Annotated in this window: 13 protein-coding genes; 8 read left to right on the top strand and 5 right to left on the bottom strand. The window is 55.2% G+C overall.

The window, feature by feature from the left end; genetic code table 11:
• Positions 1 to 40: 40 nt before the first annotated feature.
• On the top strand, positions 41 to 1,168 hold the full coding sequence (gene prfB / locus ACXAGA_RS00330; RefSeq protein WP_475115539.1) for a peptide chain release factor 2: 1,128 nt from the start codon (positions 41 to 43) through the stop codon (positions 1,166 to 1,168).
• 128 nt (positions 1,169 to 1,296) lie between these two features.
• Positions 1,297 to 2,076 (top strand): DUF2189 domain-containing protein, encoded by a 780-nt coding sequence (locus tag ACXAGA_RS00325; RefSeq protein WP_475115538.1) that lies wholly within the window; start codon positions 1,297 to 1,299, stop codon positions 2,074 to 2,076.
• Positions 2,077 to 2,132: 56 nt separating this feature from the next.
• On the opposite strand, the gene ACXAGA_RS00320 is transcribed toward ACXAGA_RS00325, so the two are convergent.
• The 4 genes from ACXAGA_RS00320 to bcp all read right to left on the bottom strand — a co-directional run bounded on the left by ACXAGA_RS00320 (position 2,133) and on the right by bcp (position 5,467).
• Positions 2,133 to 2,627: a bactofilin family protein gene (locus ACXAGA_RS00320; RefSeq protein ID WP_475115537.1), complete on the bottom strand. Its 495-nt coding sequence runs from the start codon at positions 2,625 to 2,627 to the stop codon at positions 2,133 to 2,135.
• On the bottom strand, positions 2,617 to 3,918 hold the full coding sequence (locus ACXAGA_RS00315; RefSeq protein ID WP_475116201.1) for a DUF5930 domain-containing protein: 1,302 nt from the start codon (positions 3,916 to 3,918) through the stop codon (positions 2,617 to 2,619). Before ACXAGA_RS00315 ends, ACXAGA_RS00320 begins: the two co-directional genes overlap by 11 nt.
• Before the next feature lie 192 nt (positions 3,919 to 4,110).
• Positions 4,111 to 4,932, bottom strand: coding sequence for a ferritin-like domain-containing protein (locus ACXAGA_RS00310; RefSeq protein WP_475115536.1), 822 nt, complete (start codon positions 4,930 to 4,932; stop codon positions 4,111 to 4,113).
• A 61-nt stretch (positions 4,933 to 4,993) separates the two neighbouring features.
• Positions 4,994 to 5,467 carry a thioredoxin-dependent thiol peroxidase gene (gene bcp / locus ACXAGA_RS00305; protein WP_475115535.1) on the bottom strand — a complete coding sequence of 158 codons (474 nt, stop codon included), beginning with the start codon at positions 5,465 to 5,467 and terminating at the stop codon, positions 4,994 to 4,996.
• Between the two features lie 93 nt (positions 5,468 to 5,560).
• Between bcp and ACXAGA_RS00300 the strand changes: the two genes are divergently transcribed.
• The 6 genes from ACXAGA_RS00300 to lpdA all read left to right on the top strand — a co-directional run bounded on the left by ACXAGA_RS00300 (position 5,561) and on the right by lpdA (position 14,921).
• Positions 5,561 to 8,845, top strand: coding sequence for a DUF3971 domain-containing protein (locus ACXAGA_RS00300; protein WP_475115534.1), 3,285 nt, complete (start codon positions 5,561 to 5,563; stop codon positions 8,843 to 8,845).
• Positions 8,846 to 8,853: 8 nt separating this feature from the next.
• A complete protein-coding gene (gene queA / locus ACXAGA_RS00295) occupies positions 8,854 to 9,903 on the top strand; it encodes a tRNA preQ1(34) S-adenosylmethionine ribosyltransferase-isomerase QueA (protein WP_475115533.1) in 1,050 nt (349 codons plus the stop codon).
• A 153-nt stretch (positions 9,904 to 10,056) separates the two neighbouring features.
• Positions 10,057 to 11,316, top strand: coding sequence for an MFS transporter (locus ACXAGA_RS00290; RefSeq protein WP_475115532.1), 1,260 nt, complete (start codon positions 10,057 to 10,059; stop codon positions 11,314 to 11,316).
• Positions 11,313 to 11,891: a DUF924 family protein gene (locus ACXAGA_RS00285; protein WP_475115531.1), complete on the top strand. Its 579-nt coding sequence runs from the start codon at positions 11,313 to 11,315 to the stop codon at positions 11,889 to 11,891. The genes ACXAGA_RS00290 and ACXAGA_RS00285 overlap by 4 nt, the downstream gene beginning before the upstream one ends.
• Positions 11,892 to 11,948: 57 nt before the next feature.
• Positions 11,949 to 13,409 (top strand): sensor domain-containing diguanylate cyclase, encoded by a 1,461-nt coding sequence (locus ACXAGA_RS00280; protein WP_475115530.1) that lies wholly within the window; start codon positions 11,949 to 11,951, stop codon positions 13,407 to 13,409.
• Positions 13,410 to 13,526: 117 nt separating this feature from the next.
• A complete protein-coding gene (lpdA, locus tag ACXAGA_RS00275; RefSeq protein ID WP_475115529.1) occupies positions 13,527 to 14,921 on the top strand; it encodes a dihydrolipoyl dehydrogenase in 1,395 nt (464 codons plus the stop codon).
• 51 nt (positions 14,922 to 14,972) lie between these two features.
• Here the strand turns inward: lpdA and ACXAGA_RS00270 are convergent, their stop codons facing one another.
• Positions 14,973 to 15,329 (bottom strand): rhodanese-like domain-containing protein, encoded by a 357-nt coding sequence (locus ACXAGA_RS00270; protein ID WP_475115528.1) that lies wholly within the window; start codon positions 15,327 to 15,329, stop codon positions 14,973 to 14,975.
• Positions 15,330 to 15,344 lie beyond the last annotated feature (15 nt).

Raw genomic sequence — 15,344 nt, 5'->3', positions numbered from 1 at the left:
AAATTCGCGGCCCCGCCGCAAGAAATAAGCGAGTAGTCATATGCGCGCCGAAACGCAGAACGTTGTAAATGCCATCGAAAAATCGCTAGAGCTGTTGGCTCAGCGTATGGATTGGGAAACGGCGGAATACCGTCTAGAGGAATTCAACGCCCGCGTTGAAGACCCTGACCTGTGGAACGATGCCGAAGGCGCGCAGAAACTGATGCGCGAACGCCAGATGCTGGTGGATGCGATCGACGGCTACAAATCGCTCAAGCAAGAGTTGGATGACAACATCGAACTGATCGAGCTGGGCGAAATGGAAGGCGATGACGACGTTATCAAAGAGGCCGAGGCCGCTTTGAAAACGTTGAAAGAAACCGCCGCCAAGAAAGAGATCGAAGCCCTGCTGGATGGTGAAGCGGACGGCAACGATACCTTCCTTGAAATCAACTCTGGCGCGGGCGGCACCGAAAGCTGTGACTGGGCATCGATCCTTGCGCGTATGTATGTCCGCTGGGCCGAGAAAAAGGGCTACAAAGTCGAACTACAGGCCGAAAGCGCGGGCGAAGAGGCGGGTATCAAATCCGCGTCCTATAAAATCAGCGGCCCGAATGCTTATGGCTGGCTGAAATCGGAATCGGGCGTGCATCGTCTGGTGCGTATTTCGCCATATGATTCCGCCGCACGCCGCCACACATCGTTTTCGTCGGTTTGGGTTTATCCTGTTGTTGATGACAACATCGAAATCGATATCCAGCCGAATGACATCCGCATCGATACGTACCGTTCGTCGGGTGCAGGCGGTCAGCACGTGAACACGACCGACTCGGCTGTTCGTATCACGCACATTCCAACTGGGATCGTGACCACCAGTTCGGAAAAATCGCAGCACCAGAACCGCGACATCGCGATGAAGGCGCTGAAATCCCGTCTGTACCAGATGGAGCTGGACCGCCGTAACGCCGACATCAACGCCGCCCACGAAGCCAAAGGCGATGCAGGCTGGGGCAACCAGATCCGTTCCTATGTTCTGCAGCCCTATCAGATGGTCAAAGACCTGCGGACGGGGTTTGAAACATCCGATAGCCAAGGCGTGTTGGACGGTGATCTGGACGGCCTGATGGCGGCGACATTGGCCCACGGCGCGTCGGGTAAATCCCGCGCCGACGCCAACGCCGAAGACTGATCCAAAGGCTCCGGTTCGGGGCCTTTTTCATGTCGCCACCTTTTTAAAATCCAATATCTAAAATACTATTTTGTGTTTTTGCGTCAGCGTCCTAGCCTTTGATCATGGTCAAGGGGAGAAGGCCGCGCATGACACAATTAACAGATTCACAGCCATCACAAATTCCGCTGGTCGGGCGGCTGACTTTGGCCGATATTTTCGTGTCATTGTCCGCAGGGTGGCATGATTTTCGGCAGGCCCCGCAGTTTGGTCTGTTTTTTTCGGCTGTCTATGTCGTGATCGGATTCGGGTTGGTCATGGTCGGGGCAGGGCATGTCAGCTGGGTGTTGACCATATCGCTTGCCTTTCCGCTGGCTGCACCATTCGCCGCCGTGGGGCTATACGAAGTCAGCCGCCGTTTGGAAAATGGAACGCCCCTGATCTGGTCGCAAATCTTGGGCGTTGTGTGGAACGAACGCACACGTCAGGTGCCATGGATCGGCGCCATCATCGTCATTTATGTGCTGTTCTGGACGTTCCTGGCCCATATGATTTTCGCCTTGTTTATGGGGCTAAGCGTCATGAAAAATGTGACGACCAGTTTCGATATTTTCCTAACGCCCCAAGGCATGACCATGGTCGCTGTGGAATTGGTCGTCGGTGCGATTTTAGCGTTTTTGCTGTTTGGCCTGACGGTCGTCAGCCTGCCGCTGCTGTTGGAAAAAGAAATCGACTTTGTGACCGCGATGTTGGTGTCGCTGCGCGCAGTGTTTGAAAATCTGACCACGATGCTGGTTTGGGCCGTGATCATCGCGGTTCTGTCGGTCGTCGCGTTGGTGCCTGTTTTTCTGGGCCTGTTTATCGTTTTGCCGATCTTGGGCCATGCGACGTGGCATTTGTATCGGCGGGTTTTGTATGATCCCGTGTAGCCAACAAAAAAGGCGCTGAAACATCAGCGCCTTTCGTCATTTCAGTTTTGAAATGATTATTCTTCTTTTGCCGCAGGCATTTTAGGTTTCGCAGCACCGGATGCCGACAGTGGGTCGTCCTGACGCTGAACCGAACCTTCGAAATGTGCGCCGGATTCGATTGCGATGGTTTTGTGGATGATGTCGCCTTCGACGCGGGCGGTCGATGTCAGGCGGACCTTTAGGCCACGCACGCGGCCAATGATACGGCCGTTGATGACCACGTCGTCTGCGATCACTTCGCCGCGGACGGTTGCCGATTCACCGATCGTCAGCAGGTGCGCGCGGATATCGCCGTCTACTTCGCCTTCGATCTGGATGTCACCAGTGGTTTTCAGGTTGCCCTTGATGTGCAGGTCAGACGACAGGATCGACGCTGGTGGTTTTGCTTTAGGTGCAGACACTTTCAAATCTGCCGGAGCAGGGGTCGGTGCAGGGGCAGGTGCGGGCACAGGCGCTTTGGCTTCGGTTGGCTTTGCGCTCGGCTCGTTGATTTTGCTCTTAGAAAACATCTTGTCCAGCTCTTATGTAAATCATCGGGTTCACAGGTTCACCGCCTACGCGGACCTCATAGTGTAGATGCGGCCCGGTGGAACGTCCAGAATTGCCCATATCACCAATCCGGTCGCCACGCGAGACTCTTTGGCCGACTTCGACGCGAATAGCGTTCAAATGTGCATAACGCGTTTCGATTCCGGCTTCGTGTTGGATTTTAATCAACCGACCATAGCCTGTCGACCATCCTGCATGTGTCACAACGCCGTCTGCAGTCGCGTGAATTGGCGTGCCGATAGGGCCAGCAAAGTCGGTGCCATAGTGCATCCGGCCCCAGCGCATGCCGTAGCCCGACGTAAAGCGATAGTTTTCAAACACAGGCATCGCAAATGGCGTGCGTTCGGCTGCGATGCGGTACAGGTTGATGCGGTCCATTTCGGACAGGATGCCGTTTGCACGGGCTGCGTCCGGGTCGATGTCGGTGCTGCCACGGGTCGACATCTGGAATGGCATCATCGGGCCGCCCATGCCGGAATATCCCTGACGGACCTGATCCAGCAAACGGTCCGTATCCAGTCCAGCGGCGCGGAACATATTGTCCAGCGGTTCGACCGAAACCATCATCGCTTCTTCTAGCTGACGAAAGATTTCGTCGTTTTTGTCTTCCATCAGGCGCAATTCAAGCTCGAGCTCTTGCGCGCGCTCAATCGCGTCTTGGGCGTTGGCTTCGATGATGTCGCGCTCTGCGGCGGTGTCGGCCAAAGCGGCAGCCAGCAAATCCAGCGTTTCGTCGGTGCCAGCTGCGCCAACACCTGCTGTGCCTTCGCCCGATGCAATTGCGGCTTGCAACGTGTCCATGCGGTCGGACAGGGCTTCGCGTTCTTGCATGGTGCGGCGCAGGGTGGATTGGATGACCTCGATGCCCGTTTCCAATTCGCGGCGGCGGTCTTCGGAATGCAGCAGTTCGGACTGCATCATGGAAATCTGTTCCAAAGCAGATCCAAATCGCGCGGATGCGGCGGCGGCTTCTTCGGCGCGGCGGTCACGTTCGGTTGCAAGTGCCTGCAGGCGGCTTTCGTATTCGATCTGTTCGCGTTGCGCCTGAGCGCGGAAATTGCCAGCGCCAATGGAATCCATCAGCACAATCGCAGTCGCGATAATGGTCCATGCAACAACGATGGATCCCGTGACCCATACAAACATCTGTGTTTCTGACCGAAGCCGCACAAAGCGTGTTTCAGTGTCCGAGCGTAAATACAGCCGTTTTTCTGGAAAATAACGTTCCAATACGGCGTGCAGTCGAGCCATAACCCGTAGTCGCACGTGCGTTTTCCTTCGTTCCGTCCCAATCGTATGAGTGTTCCCATCCACTCTTGGCGCGGAGTGTTAACTACCTGATAGGGGTGTCGCAACAGTTTTGCGCATTTTTGCTGCAATGCACGGGTTTTAGGCAGGGTTCTGCGCGGTTTTTCGCCTAAAGCCTTGGCATTTGGGCAAAGTTTAGCGTTTTGCGCCGGCTTCTTCGGCTAGGGGCCAATAGAAATCCGGTGGGATGCCGGCCTCTGCGCGCTTTTCTTCGTTAAACGGGGGGCGCAGTTGGCTAAAGAAATAGCGTTTGACCAGATCGTGAAACGCGACCTTTGGGTCTAGATCGTGGCGACCGCATAGAAAATGGAACCATTTTGATCCATAGGACACGTGATGGACTTCTTCGGCGTAGATAACCTTTAGAGCTTGGACGGTTTCTTTGTCTTTGGCCTGTTTGAAAATGTTGATCATGCCGGGCGTCACGTCCAGACCGCGTGCCTCTAGGACCATTGGAACAACGGCCAAACGGCCCATCAGGTCTTTGGCGGTGTCTTCGGCTGCGCGCCACATGCCGGCGTGGGCCGGCAACGCGCCATAATAGCTGCCTAACGCTTCAAGCCTGTCGCATATCAGATTGAAATGTTTGGATTCTTCGTCTGCGGATTTCACCCAGTCATCAAAGAACCCAATCGGCATCGGGGTATCTGAAAACCGTGCGATAATATCCCAGTGCAGATCGACGGCGTTCAGTTCGATGTGGGCAACCGCGTGTAATATCGCAATGCGGCCTTCGATTGTGCCTGGTTTGCGGTGGGGAACATCCCGAGGGTCCAGCAATTCGGGTTTGCCGGGGCGCGATGGTTGTAGGGGTGGATGTGCCGTGCCGATGTCGATTTGCGTCCCCGATTGGCGCGACGCGAACCATTCAGCGGCATATCTGCGCGATAGAGCGGCTTTGCCCCGCCCATCTGCCGTTTCCAGAACGTCACATGCCATTTGTGCCAGCGTTTTCATCGCGCATCCCCATTTGTCTTTGCGCGGTGTCCTGCCGCGTGATGCGGCAGGGGTCAACCGATTACAGGTTTTTCGCAGCTTCCAATACGGCTTCGACGTGGCCGGGGACTTTGACCTTTGGCCAGACCTGCGCAATTTTGCCATCCGCACCGATCAGGAATGTGGTGCGTTCGATCCCCATGAATTTTTTACCGTACATGGATTTTTCTTTCCACACGCCATAGCGTTCGCAGACGTCGCTGTCTTCGTCGGATAGCAGGGCAAAGGACAGGTTGTTTTTGGCGATGAATTTTTCATGCTTCGCAACCGAGTCTTTCGACACGCCCAGAATGGCAACGCCTGCTTCTTCGAATGCGTGGGCAAGGTCGGTAAATCCAATGGCCTGTTTGGTGCAGCCTGGCGTCGCGTCTTTGGGGTAGAAATACAAAACCACGGGCTGACCTGCGTAATCGGCTAGGTTAACGATTTCTCCGCCGTCACGTGGCAGGCTGATGGCAGGGGCGATTTGTCCAACTTCGGGTAGGGCGGTTGTCATTCTATCCTCTATCGAATTGAAAAATGGGTTGGCACGCGGCACAGTTCCGTTTTAGGGCAGCCACACAAAGAATAAAGGGACCATCGGGCGAAAATGGATCAGGGGCAAGGTGATACCGACCAAACATCAGGTCGGCGCCGGATTGGTAAAGGGTGGCTGCTGCGCGTATCGATTGCGCTGATCGTTGCCCCGCTGGTCGTTGCGGTTGTTGGCGTCCTTGCCATTTTGGATCGCGAAATCAGCGCGCCCGATTGGATTGAACACAGGTTAGAACAGTCCGGCGCGCAAATGATGTCGGGCGGATCGGTCGAAATCGGCCAAGTGTGGCTTACTCTGGGTCGAGATTTGCACCTGCGGGCGCGTGTCGAAAATGCGCAGCTTAGGGATCATGATGGCCAAACAATCGCCGTTCTACCTGTTGCAGAAACGCTGATTTCGCCGCGTGGTTTGTTGTTTAAGCAAGAGGTGTTGGTTCAAGAGGTCGTATTGCGCGGTGCACAAATCGGTTTGCTGCGATCAGCGGACGGATCGGTCGAGGTATCGTTTCAGTCGAACGGCCCCCGCGCCGGTGCCGCAGAAAACTGGGTCGATCTGCTGGATATGGTCGATCAGTTATTAGAAGAGCCATCCCTAGAGGCACTGGAATCAGTGCGCGCCGAAGGCGTTATCGTCAACTATTCAGACCTGCGATCCGCCCGCAGCTATACGGTTGATGGCGGTTTGATCAGTCTTGATCTGCGCGGCAGTGTCGTATCGCTGCGCGGGGAATTTGCACTGTTGTCAGGGCGTCCGTTCGTCACAACAATCGATATGTCATATGACAGCCCCAAAGGTCGCCGCGCCGCGACGTTGGGTCTGACGGTCGCGAACGGGATCGCGGCAGATTTGGCGGCGCAGGTGCCTGCCTTGGGGTGGATGACGGTGGTCGATGCGCCAATCAATGCATCCATCCGTGCAAGCGTAAAAGATGACGCTCAGCTGGGGCCGATGTTTGCGTCTTTTGAAATTCAGAACGGTGTCATTCAGCCCACACCCGAAAGCCGCCCCATACCGATCCGCCATGCGCGCAGCTATTTGTCCTATGACCCGCAAACCAGCACTGTTTTGTTTGATCGCGTGACGGCTGATACGTCTTGGGGCGGATTTGCGGCGACGGGGCGGGCTTATCTGCGCGATTGGAACGACGCGGGTTGGCCGCAAAGTTTCGAAGGCCAGTTCGAGGCGCGTGATATCGGGATCGCGATCGAAGACGTTTATGATGCGCCACGCGTCATCGATACGGCTGCTGCTGATATGCGACTGCGGCTATCCCCGTTTCAGATTGATATCGGTCAGTTCAATATCTCTGCTGGAGAACAGGTGTTGAATGGGGGCGGAACGATCACCGCAGACCAAGACGGTTGGGGCGTCGCGTTAGATGTATCTTCGGACGCCTTTGATGCCATGACGTTGATGCCGTTCTGGCCGGAAACCGTCAAAACGCCTGCGCGAAATTGGTTCGTCGATAATATGACTGCGTTGGATGTGCGTGATTTGACGCTGGCGCTGCGTATGGGCGGGGCCGAAGAAACGCGCGTTGGTGGCACAACTTGGGTCGATCACGCTCGTTTCCGTCCAAATCCACAGATGCCTTACATTGATAATGTCTCTGGCTTTGTCAGCCTGTTTGATAACCGGTTGGGCATTGAACTGGATCAGGGGCAATCCGCGTCCCCCCAAGGCGGGGTTATTGATATCGCTGGGTCCACCATGGTCATGCCGGATATCACCATGCATGAACCCCGTGCGGAATTTGATTTGAAAACGCAAAGCACACTGACCTCTGCGCTTGCGTACCTAGACCTTCCGCAGTGGCAATTCCTGACCAAAGCGGGGCGGCCCGTCACTTTGGCCGATGGCCGTGCCGTTGGTGATTTTCAAATCGCGTTGCCGTTCATGAAACAGATGCCACCAACCGCCGTCGAATACGAAGGCAGCGCAGTGGTGCGTGATTTGCGGTCTGACCAGATTGTACCGAATAAAACGATCACAGCCGCGCAAGTCACCGTGGATTTTGATCGCGACACGCTAGCGATCAGCGGACCTATTAAAGTGGGCGCTGTCCCGATGACGGTTCAGTGGTCGCGCGCGATTGGTCCTGACGCGCCCAAGGTCAGTTTCTTAGAAGGAACGGCAGTTGTGTCCGAACTGTTCTTGGATGAATTCAACATCGGTCTGCCGCCCGGATCCATTTCTGGCGAAACCAACGCCCAAATTTCGCTGCGTTTGGAAAATGGAGAAGCACCTGAATTTTTGGCCACCTCTGATCTGCAAGGTGCGGGTATCCGGATTGATGCGCTAAACTGGTCAAAATCGCCGCAAACAGCGGGGGATTTTGAAATTGCGGGCAGTTTGGGGCCAATTCCACAGATCGATCGCATCGCGCTGCTGGCGCCCGGATTGAACCTGTCTGGCTCTATCGCGCTGGGCGAAGGCGGCGTGTTGACCCGTGCGCGGTTCGATCGTTTACAGGCGGGGCGCTGGCTGAATGGGGCCGTCACCTTAACCGGACGCGGCGCCAACACAGCTGCCGCCGTGGCAGTGACCAGCGGGACCATCGATTTGCGGCAAATCGATCTATCAGGGTCCAAAAATGGCGGTGCGCCCATGTCGGTGTCATTGGACCGCATGATCATCGCGGATGGTATCGAACTGAGCCAATTCGATGGCGAGTTTGATAGCAGAGGCGGGTTCTCGGGCGATTTCAGCGGCTATTTAAACGGACAGGCCGCGGTTATTGGGCGCGTTGATCCGCATAACGGTGGCAGCCGCATTCATCTGACGTCCTCCGATGGCGGCGCAGTTGCCATGGCTGCGGGATTGTTACCCAACGCGTCAGGCGAAGATTTTTCTTTGACCCTGACACCCGTTGGCCAACCAGGCATTTACGATGGAGCGCTGACCATCAAAAACCTGCAGGTCCGCGAAGCGCCGGCGCTTGCTGAATTGCTAAACGCGGTCAGTGTCGTTGGATTGCTGCAGCAATTAAGCGGACAGGGATTGATGTTTGTCGATGTTCTGGCGGAATTTCGTTTGACGCCGGATCAAATTATCGTGGCGCAGTCCAGCGCGGCGGGTCCGGGGCTTGGCATTTCGTTGGACGGCATTTACACGCTGGCAACCAAAGAGATGGATTTTCAAGGCGTGCTATCACCGCTGTATTTGCTAAATGGGATCGGTTCGGTGCTGACGCGAAAAGGCGAAGGGCTGATCGGGTTCAATTTCACCCTGCGCGGCAGCAAAGATGCCATGCAAGTCGGTGTGAACCCGCTGTCGGCGCTGACACCCGGTATGTTCCGCGAAATTTTCCGTCGACCACCGCCCGATTTGACCGAATAGGACCGACCGTGAAACTAAGCGATTTTGACTTCGATCTACCCGAATCCCTGATTGCAACGCGCCCCGCCAAACCGCGGTCTTCGGCCCGATTGTTGGTTGCACAGGATGGCCGGATTTCTGATCTGTCCGTCATGGATTTGGTCGACCAGCTGGGCGCGGGGGATCGGTTGGTTTTGAACGATACTCGTGTGATCCCCGCGCGGCTGACAGGTCAACGCCATAGGGCCAGCGCGCAAGGCGATGTTTCGGCAAAGATCGAAGTCACCCTGTTAGAGCCGCGTGCGGATGGCACATGGTCCGCGCTGATCAAGCCGTTGAAGAAAGTGAAAAACGGCGAAGATATCGTCTTTTCGGGCGATTTGTCAGCCAAGGTCGAAGGGCGAGACGAAGGTCAGGCGCATATTCGTTTTAATCTGACGGGTGATGATTTTGATGCGGCTTTGGCGGCTGCGGGGGCCATGCCGTTGCCGCCCTATATTGCCGCCTTGCGGGCCCCAGATGATCAGGACAAAGAAGATTATCAGACCGTCTGGGCGCGGAACACAGGTGCGGTGGCGGCTCCGACGGCGTCGCTGCATTTCGATGATAGGCTTTTGGCCGCCCTGCGGGATCGGGGCGTCGAATTTACCTATGTAACGCTGCACGTCGGGGCGGGTACGTTTTTGCCGGTTAAGGTCGACGATATTAGCGACCATAAAATGCATTCGGAATGGGGGCATGTCAGCGAACAGGCTGCTGCGGAAATCAATGCGACCAAAGCGGCTGGAAAACGCGTTGTTCCTGTGGGGACAACCGCGCTGCGTCTGATTGAAAGTGCGGCAAAAGACGGGGCGATTGCGCCATGGACAGGGCCGACCGATATTTTCATCACCCCTGGTTTTGAATTCCAGATTGCGGATGGGTTGATGACCAATTTCCATTTGCCCAAATCAACCTTGATGATGCTGGTGTCGGCCTTGGCTGGGGTGCAGGACATAAAAGACATTTATGCCCACGCCATATCGCAGGGATACCGTTTCTTTTCGTATGGTGATGCGTCGTTGCTATGGCGTAAATGATGGCTTTAGTGCCGTAAAACGCCAGCGCGCCGTCGTATAAATTTCATACAACCGCCATCTAATTGTAGCGTATGCGCTATCTTTTCCCATGACCATTGGACGCCGTTGTTTTTCCACCTACTGTAGTGGGCAGACAACGCAAAGGAGCCAAAATTGATACAGGTACTAGGCAGCTCTTGGGCGCTCTTGATCGGGGTGTTCATGTTGATGATTGGCAACGGTTTGCAGGGCACTCTGCTAGGGTTGCGGGGCGAACTGGAAGGGTTTTCGACCCTTTCGATGTCGATCGTCATGTCGGCCTATTTCGTTGGCTTTCTGTTTGCGTCCCGCGCCGTGCCTGAACTGATCCGCCGCGTCGGTCACGTTCGCGTCTTTGCGGCGTTGGGGTCAACCATTTCGGCGATCCTAATTCTGTATCCAGCGTTGACTGAACCTTGGGCGTGGACCTTGGGCCGTTTGTGCATCGGGTTCTGTTTCTGCGGCGTGTACGTCACGGCAGAAAGTTGGCTGAACGACAGCACGGACAATGCGAACCGCGGTAAGGCGTTGTCGCTGTATATGATCACGCAGATGGCGGGCATTGTTCTGGCGCAATACATCGTCGTTCTGGGCGACGTCAGCGGTTTCGTTTTGTTCATCGTCCCGTCGGTTCTGGTTTCGATGTCGTTTGCGCCGATCCTTTTGTCGATCCGTCCGACGCCAGCCTTTGAAACCACCAAACCGTTGTCGATCAAACGTCTGATCGAAGCGTCTCCGCTTGCTTGTATGGGGATGTTTTTGCTGGGCGGGATTTTCGCGGCGCAATTCGGGATGTCGGCGGTGTTCGGTATTCGTGCCGGTCTAACCGTTCCGCAAATCTCATTCATGGTATCGGCGATTTATACCGCGGCCTTGTTGGCGCAGTTTCCAATCGGCTGGTTGTCCGACCGTATGGATCGTCGCCGTTTGATCCTAGCCTTGGCTGTTCTGGGCGGGCTAGGCGCGTTGATTCCCACGTTTGTGTCAACGTTCCCGGCCTTTGTTCTAGGCGCGGCATTGATCGGTGCGGCATCTAATCCGCTATACGCGCTGCTGTTGGCCTACGCGAACGATTTTCTGGAACGCGATGATATGGCTGCAGCGTCGGGTGGTTTTCTGTTTATTAACGGCGTCGGAGCAATCTCTGGCCCGCTGATCGTGGGCTTTGCAATGGATACGGTCGGGCCCCAAGGCTATTGGGGCTACATGGCGATCTTGATGATCAGCATGGCATTATATGCGCTGTACCGTATGACCCAGCGCAGCACCGGCACCCCTGTAGAAGACACAGTTGCCTATGCGCCAATTTTGGCATCGGCAACACCTGTCGCGCTAGAGGTGGCCCAAGAAGTCTACATCGAAGCCGAAGAAAACGCACAAGAGGATGAGGAATGACCCACGATCAGATCCAAGGTATCTGGGATTTCTGGTTCAATGAATTGTCGCCAAAGGATTGGTATTCTGGCGACGACGGGATCGATACTTTGATCCGTGATCGGTTCCTGTCCACATGGATCGAGGCGCGAGACGGCGCATTCGGGCATTGGTTGACAGATGCCCGTGGCGCGATGGCCTACATCCTTTTGACGGATCAATTCCCGCGCAACATGTTTCGCGGTCAGGGGGATGCGTTTTTGATGGATGCCAATGCGCGTGCAACGGCAAAACTGGCCATTGATCAGGGGTGGGACAAACAGGTCGAAGAACCGAAAAGGCAATTTTTCTACCTGCCTTTGATGCATTCCGAAAATAACGTGGATCAGGATCGTTCGGTATCCTGCTTTCGCCATTTTATGCCGGAAACCGGTGATGACAATCTGGGCCACGCCATTGCGCATCGTTGGATTATTCGTCAATTCGGCCGCTTTCCTTATCGAAATCAGGCGCTCAGCCGCGAAAGTTCGCCCGCAGAAATTCAGTTTTTGAATAAAGGTGGCTATAAATTGGCCTTGGACCTGACACGCGGTTAAAGGTCCCGAAACCAATCAATCGTATCGTCCTCGTGCGTGATGTAACAGGAGGCGGGTATGATGGATGGTGGTTTAACATCTGCTGGGCACGATCTGGCGGCGGATGTTTTAAACATGATGGAACAGGGCATTCTGGTCTGGTCCGAAGGCGGCATCTGCGAGATGCACAACCTACGCATTTTTGATGTTCTTGAGTTAGAACGCGATGATCTGCGTGTTGGTATGTCGTGGCTGGAATTTCGCGAACGCGGGCGTGAACGCGGTGAAATTTCGGATGCGGACAATCAGATGTCCGAACGTAAAATCGCGTCGCGTGAATCCTACTCTTATGACCGTCACTTGCCATCGGGCCGTGTTGTGCTGACCAGTGCGCGCCCTGCGCGAGGCGGTGCCTACATCGTCACCTTTACGGATGTGACCAACGCCCGCCGTGCGGCCCGAGATATTGTCGAAGCCAAACATGCCGCCGAAGAAGCCGAAGCCCGCGCCAGAGAGGTTTTGGAAACCGAACGCGCAAGGCAAGCCGAAGCAGGGCTATTGGCGCGTCTGGATGAATGGTTACAATCGTGCAAATCGCTAGAGGAGCTGTATCTGGTCGTGACGCGATTTATGGAAAAATTGCTGCCCGGATCCAAAGGCGAACTCTACATCTATTCCAATTCACGCGACGCACTGGATGGCACCTGCAATTGGAATACCGATGACCTACATCACGCGATTGCGGCTGACAGTTGCTGGGCATTGCGGCGGGGGCGGTACTACGCCTATGGCGTGCAGGAAATCAGTTTCATGTGCGACCACGTCACCGAACATAATCATGGCGTTGATGTCGATGAATATATCTGCGTGCCGATTGTTGCGCATGGGGATACGGTTGGTCTGCTGCACATCCGATTTGCAACTGCGGTCGAAATGCATTCCAAAGTGACGGACCATATCCAGTTCGCGAAACGTTGCGGCGAACATATTTCGATGGCCATCGCGAACGTAAAACTGCGCGACGAATTACACGACCAATCCATCCGCGATCCGCTGACCGGGCTATACAACAGGCGCTATTTTCTGGATGCGATCCGCAGACAGATCGCTGTGGCTGAACGTCTGCAAACACCGTTTAGCGTCATCGCATTTGACGCCGATAAATTCAAAATGTTCAACGATAACCACGGGCATGATGCGGGCGATGCTGTGCTGCGGTCTTTGGGCGGTGCGATGATGGAGGTCATGGAAGAAGACGCAATTTGCGCCCGTTTCGGCGGAGAGGAATTCTGCATTCTTTTGCCTGACCGAACCACGACCGCCGCCGTCACGGCGGCAGAAAAATTGCGCAAGGCCGTTCAGGAAATGCAGGTGCGGTATCTGGATGTGGTGCTACCGCCCGTGACGGTTTCATTGGGTGTTGCAAGTTATCCAGACTGCGGTTCGCAGCCTCAGCAAATTATGCGACGGGCTGATGATGCGTTGTATCGGGCCAAAGATGCGGGTCGAAATCGGGTTGAATCCTGCGTAGTTGATTGAAATCGTTTGTATAAAGTAGAGTTGCAATAAACCCATGGCAGCCATGATAGAACCAAGGTAGATTGGTTTGAAAAAATAGTTTAACGTCAAACTAATTTCTGACCGGAGGAGAATCCCATGGCCGCTAAGAATTTTGACCTGATCGTTATCGGCGCGGGCCCAGGCGGCTATGTGGCCGCTATCCGTGCCGCGCAGTTGGGTCTGTCTGTAGCATGTGTTGAACGTGAACATCTGGGCGGTATCTGCCTGAACTGGGGCTGTATCCCGACCAAAGCGCTGCTGCGTTCCGCCGAAGTGCTGAGCCTGATGAAGCGCGCCAAAGAATTCGGCCTAAAGGCTGATGGCATCGGTTACGATTTGGACTCTGTTGTTCAGCGGTCGCGCGGCGTTGCGAAACAATTGTCGGGCGGTATTGGCCACCTGTTCAAAAAGAACAAAATCACCAGCATCATGGGCGAAGCCAAAGTCGTCGCCAAAGGCAAAGTTTCGGTAAAGACCGACAAAGGCACCGAAGAACTGACCGCGAAAAACGTGATCGTCGCGACAGGCGCGCGTGCACGCGAATTGCCCGGTCTAGAGGCGGACGGCGATTTGGTTTGGACGTATAAACACGCGCTGCAACCTGTTCGTATGCCAAAGAAATTGCTGGTCATCGGTTCGGGCGCAATCGGCATCGAATTCGCCAGCTTTTACAATACTCTGGGCGCTGACACGACCGTGGTCGAGGTCATGGACCGCGTTCTGCCCGTCGAAGACGCAGAAATCAGCGCCTTTGCGAAAAAGCAGTTCGTGAAACACGGGCTGAAGATCATGGAAAAAGCCATGGTCAAAAAGCTGGATCGCGCCAAAGGCAAAGTCACCGCGCATATCGAAGTGGGCGGCAAGGTTGAACAGCACGAATTCGACACCGTGATTTCTGCCGTTGGCATCGTCGGCAACGTCGAAGGTCTGGGCCTAGAAGAACTGGGCGTCAAAATCGACCGCACCCATGTTGTGACCGATGAATATTGCCGCACTGGCGTTGACGGCCTGTTCGCAATTGGCGATATCGCGGGCGCGCCGTGGCTGGCCCACAAAGCATCGCACGAAGGCGTCATGGTCGCTGAACTGATCGCGGGAAAGCATCCGCATCCGATCAAGCCGAATTCGATCGCGGGCTGCACCTATTGTCACCCTCAGGTCGCATCGGTTGGTCTAACCGAAGCCAAAGCGAAAGAAGCTGGTTACGAACTCAAGGTCGGCCGTTTCCCATTCATCGGCAACGGCAAAGCCATCGCGCTGGGGGAACCAGAGGGCATGATCAAAACCGTGTTCGACGCGAAAACCGGCGAATTGCTGGGCGCACATATGGTCGGCCCAGAGGTCACCGAATTGATCCAAGGTTACGTTGTGGGCCGCCAGCTGGAAACCACCGAAGAAGACCTGATGGAAACAGTGTTCCCGCACCCAACCCTGTCCGAAGCCATGCACGAAGCTGTGCTGGACGCTTATGGACGTGCGCTGCATTTCTAATTGGCAGTGATCCAATAAAAAAGGCCCGCGAATTTCGCGGGCCTTTTTTGTTTATTCGGTCGGGCCGCCTGCCTGAACCCAGTGGCCGAAACCGCCGATGTTATGCACGTCGGCGTAGCCCAGGTTTTCCAGATATTGTTTCGCCTGCGAAGAACGCCCGCCCGATGCACAGAAAACTGCGATTGGTTTGCCCGATTTCAGATCATCATGACATTCGGGGCTGCGCGGATCGACGCGCATTTGGAATGTGGACAGCGGAATGTTGATGGCCCCTTTGGCCGTGCCCGAGGCTTTCAGCTCCATTGGGTCACGGACATCAACAACAACGATGTCGCCATTTGCATGTTGTGCGATTGCGTCAGCAGGCGACAACCCGGGCGCAGCGGTGCGTTGGAACAGATTGATCATTGCCAGTCTCCTTAG

It is taken from the genome of Marivivens sp. ABH4_498, assembly GCF_056160585.1.
Note: the sequence above shows the minus strand (reverse complement) of the source record. Positions and strands in the feature narration are given on the sequence as shown.

Excerpts from the sequence above, each read along its gene's own strand:
- ACXAGA_RS00320 (WP_475115537.1), bottom strand. The coding sequence starts at position 2,627 with ATGTTTTCTAAGAGCAAAATCAACGAGCCGAGCGCAAAGCCAACCGAA.
- bcp (WP_475115535.1), bottom strand. The coding sequence starts at position 5,467 with ATGACAACCGCCCTACCCGAAGTTGGACAAATCGCCCCTGCCATCAGC.
- lpdA (WP_475115529.1), top strand. The coding sequence starts at position 13,527 with ATGGCCGCTAAGAATTTTGACCTGATCGTTATCGGCGCGGGCCCAGGC.
- prfB (WP_475115539.1), top strand. The coding sequence starts at position 41 with ATGCGCGCCGAAACGCAGAACGTTGTAAATGCCATCGAAAAATCGCTA.
- ACXAGA_RS00270 (WP_475115528.1), bottom strand. The coding sequence starts at position 15,329 with ATGATCAATCTGTTCCAACGCACCGCTGCGCCCGGGTTGTCGCCTGCT.
- ACXAGA_RS00315 (WP_475116201.1), bottom strand. The coding sequence starts at position 3,918 with ATGGCTCGACTGCACGCCGTATTGGAACGTTATTTTCCAGAAAAACGG.
- ACXAGA_RS00310 (WP_475115536.1), bottom strand. The coding sequence starts at position 4,932 with ATGAAAACGCTGGCACAAATGGCATGTGACGTTCTGGAAACGGCAGAT.
- ACXAGA_RS00325 (WP_475115538.1), top strand. The coding sequence starts at position 1,297 with ATGACACAATTAACAGATTCACAGCCATCACAAATTCCGCTGGTCGGG.
- ACXAGA_RS00285 (WP_475115531.1), top strand. The coding sequence starts at position 11,313 with ATGACCCACGATCAGATCCAAGGTATCTGGGATTTCTGGTTCAATGAA.
- ACXAGA_RS00300 (WP_475115534.1), top strand. The coding sequence starts at position 5,561 with ATGGATCAGGGGCAAGGTGATACCGACCAAACATCAGGTCGGCGCCGG.
- ACXAGA_RS00280 (WP_475115530.1), top strand. The coding sequence starts at position 11,949 with ATGATGGATGGTGGTTTAACATCTGCTGGGCACGATCTGGCGGCGGAT.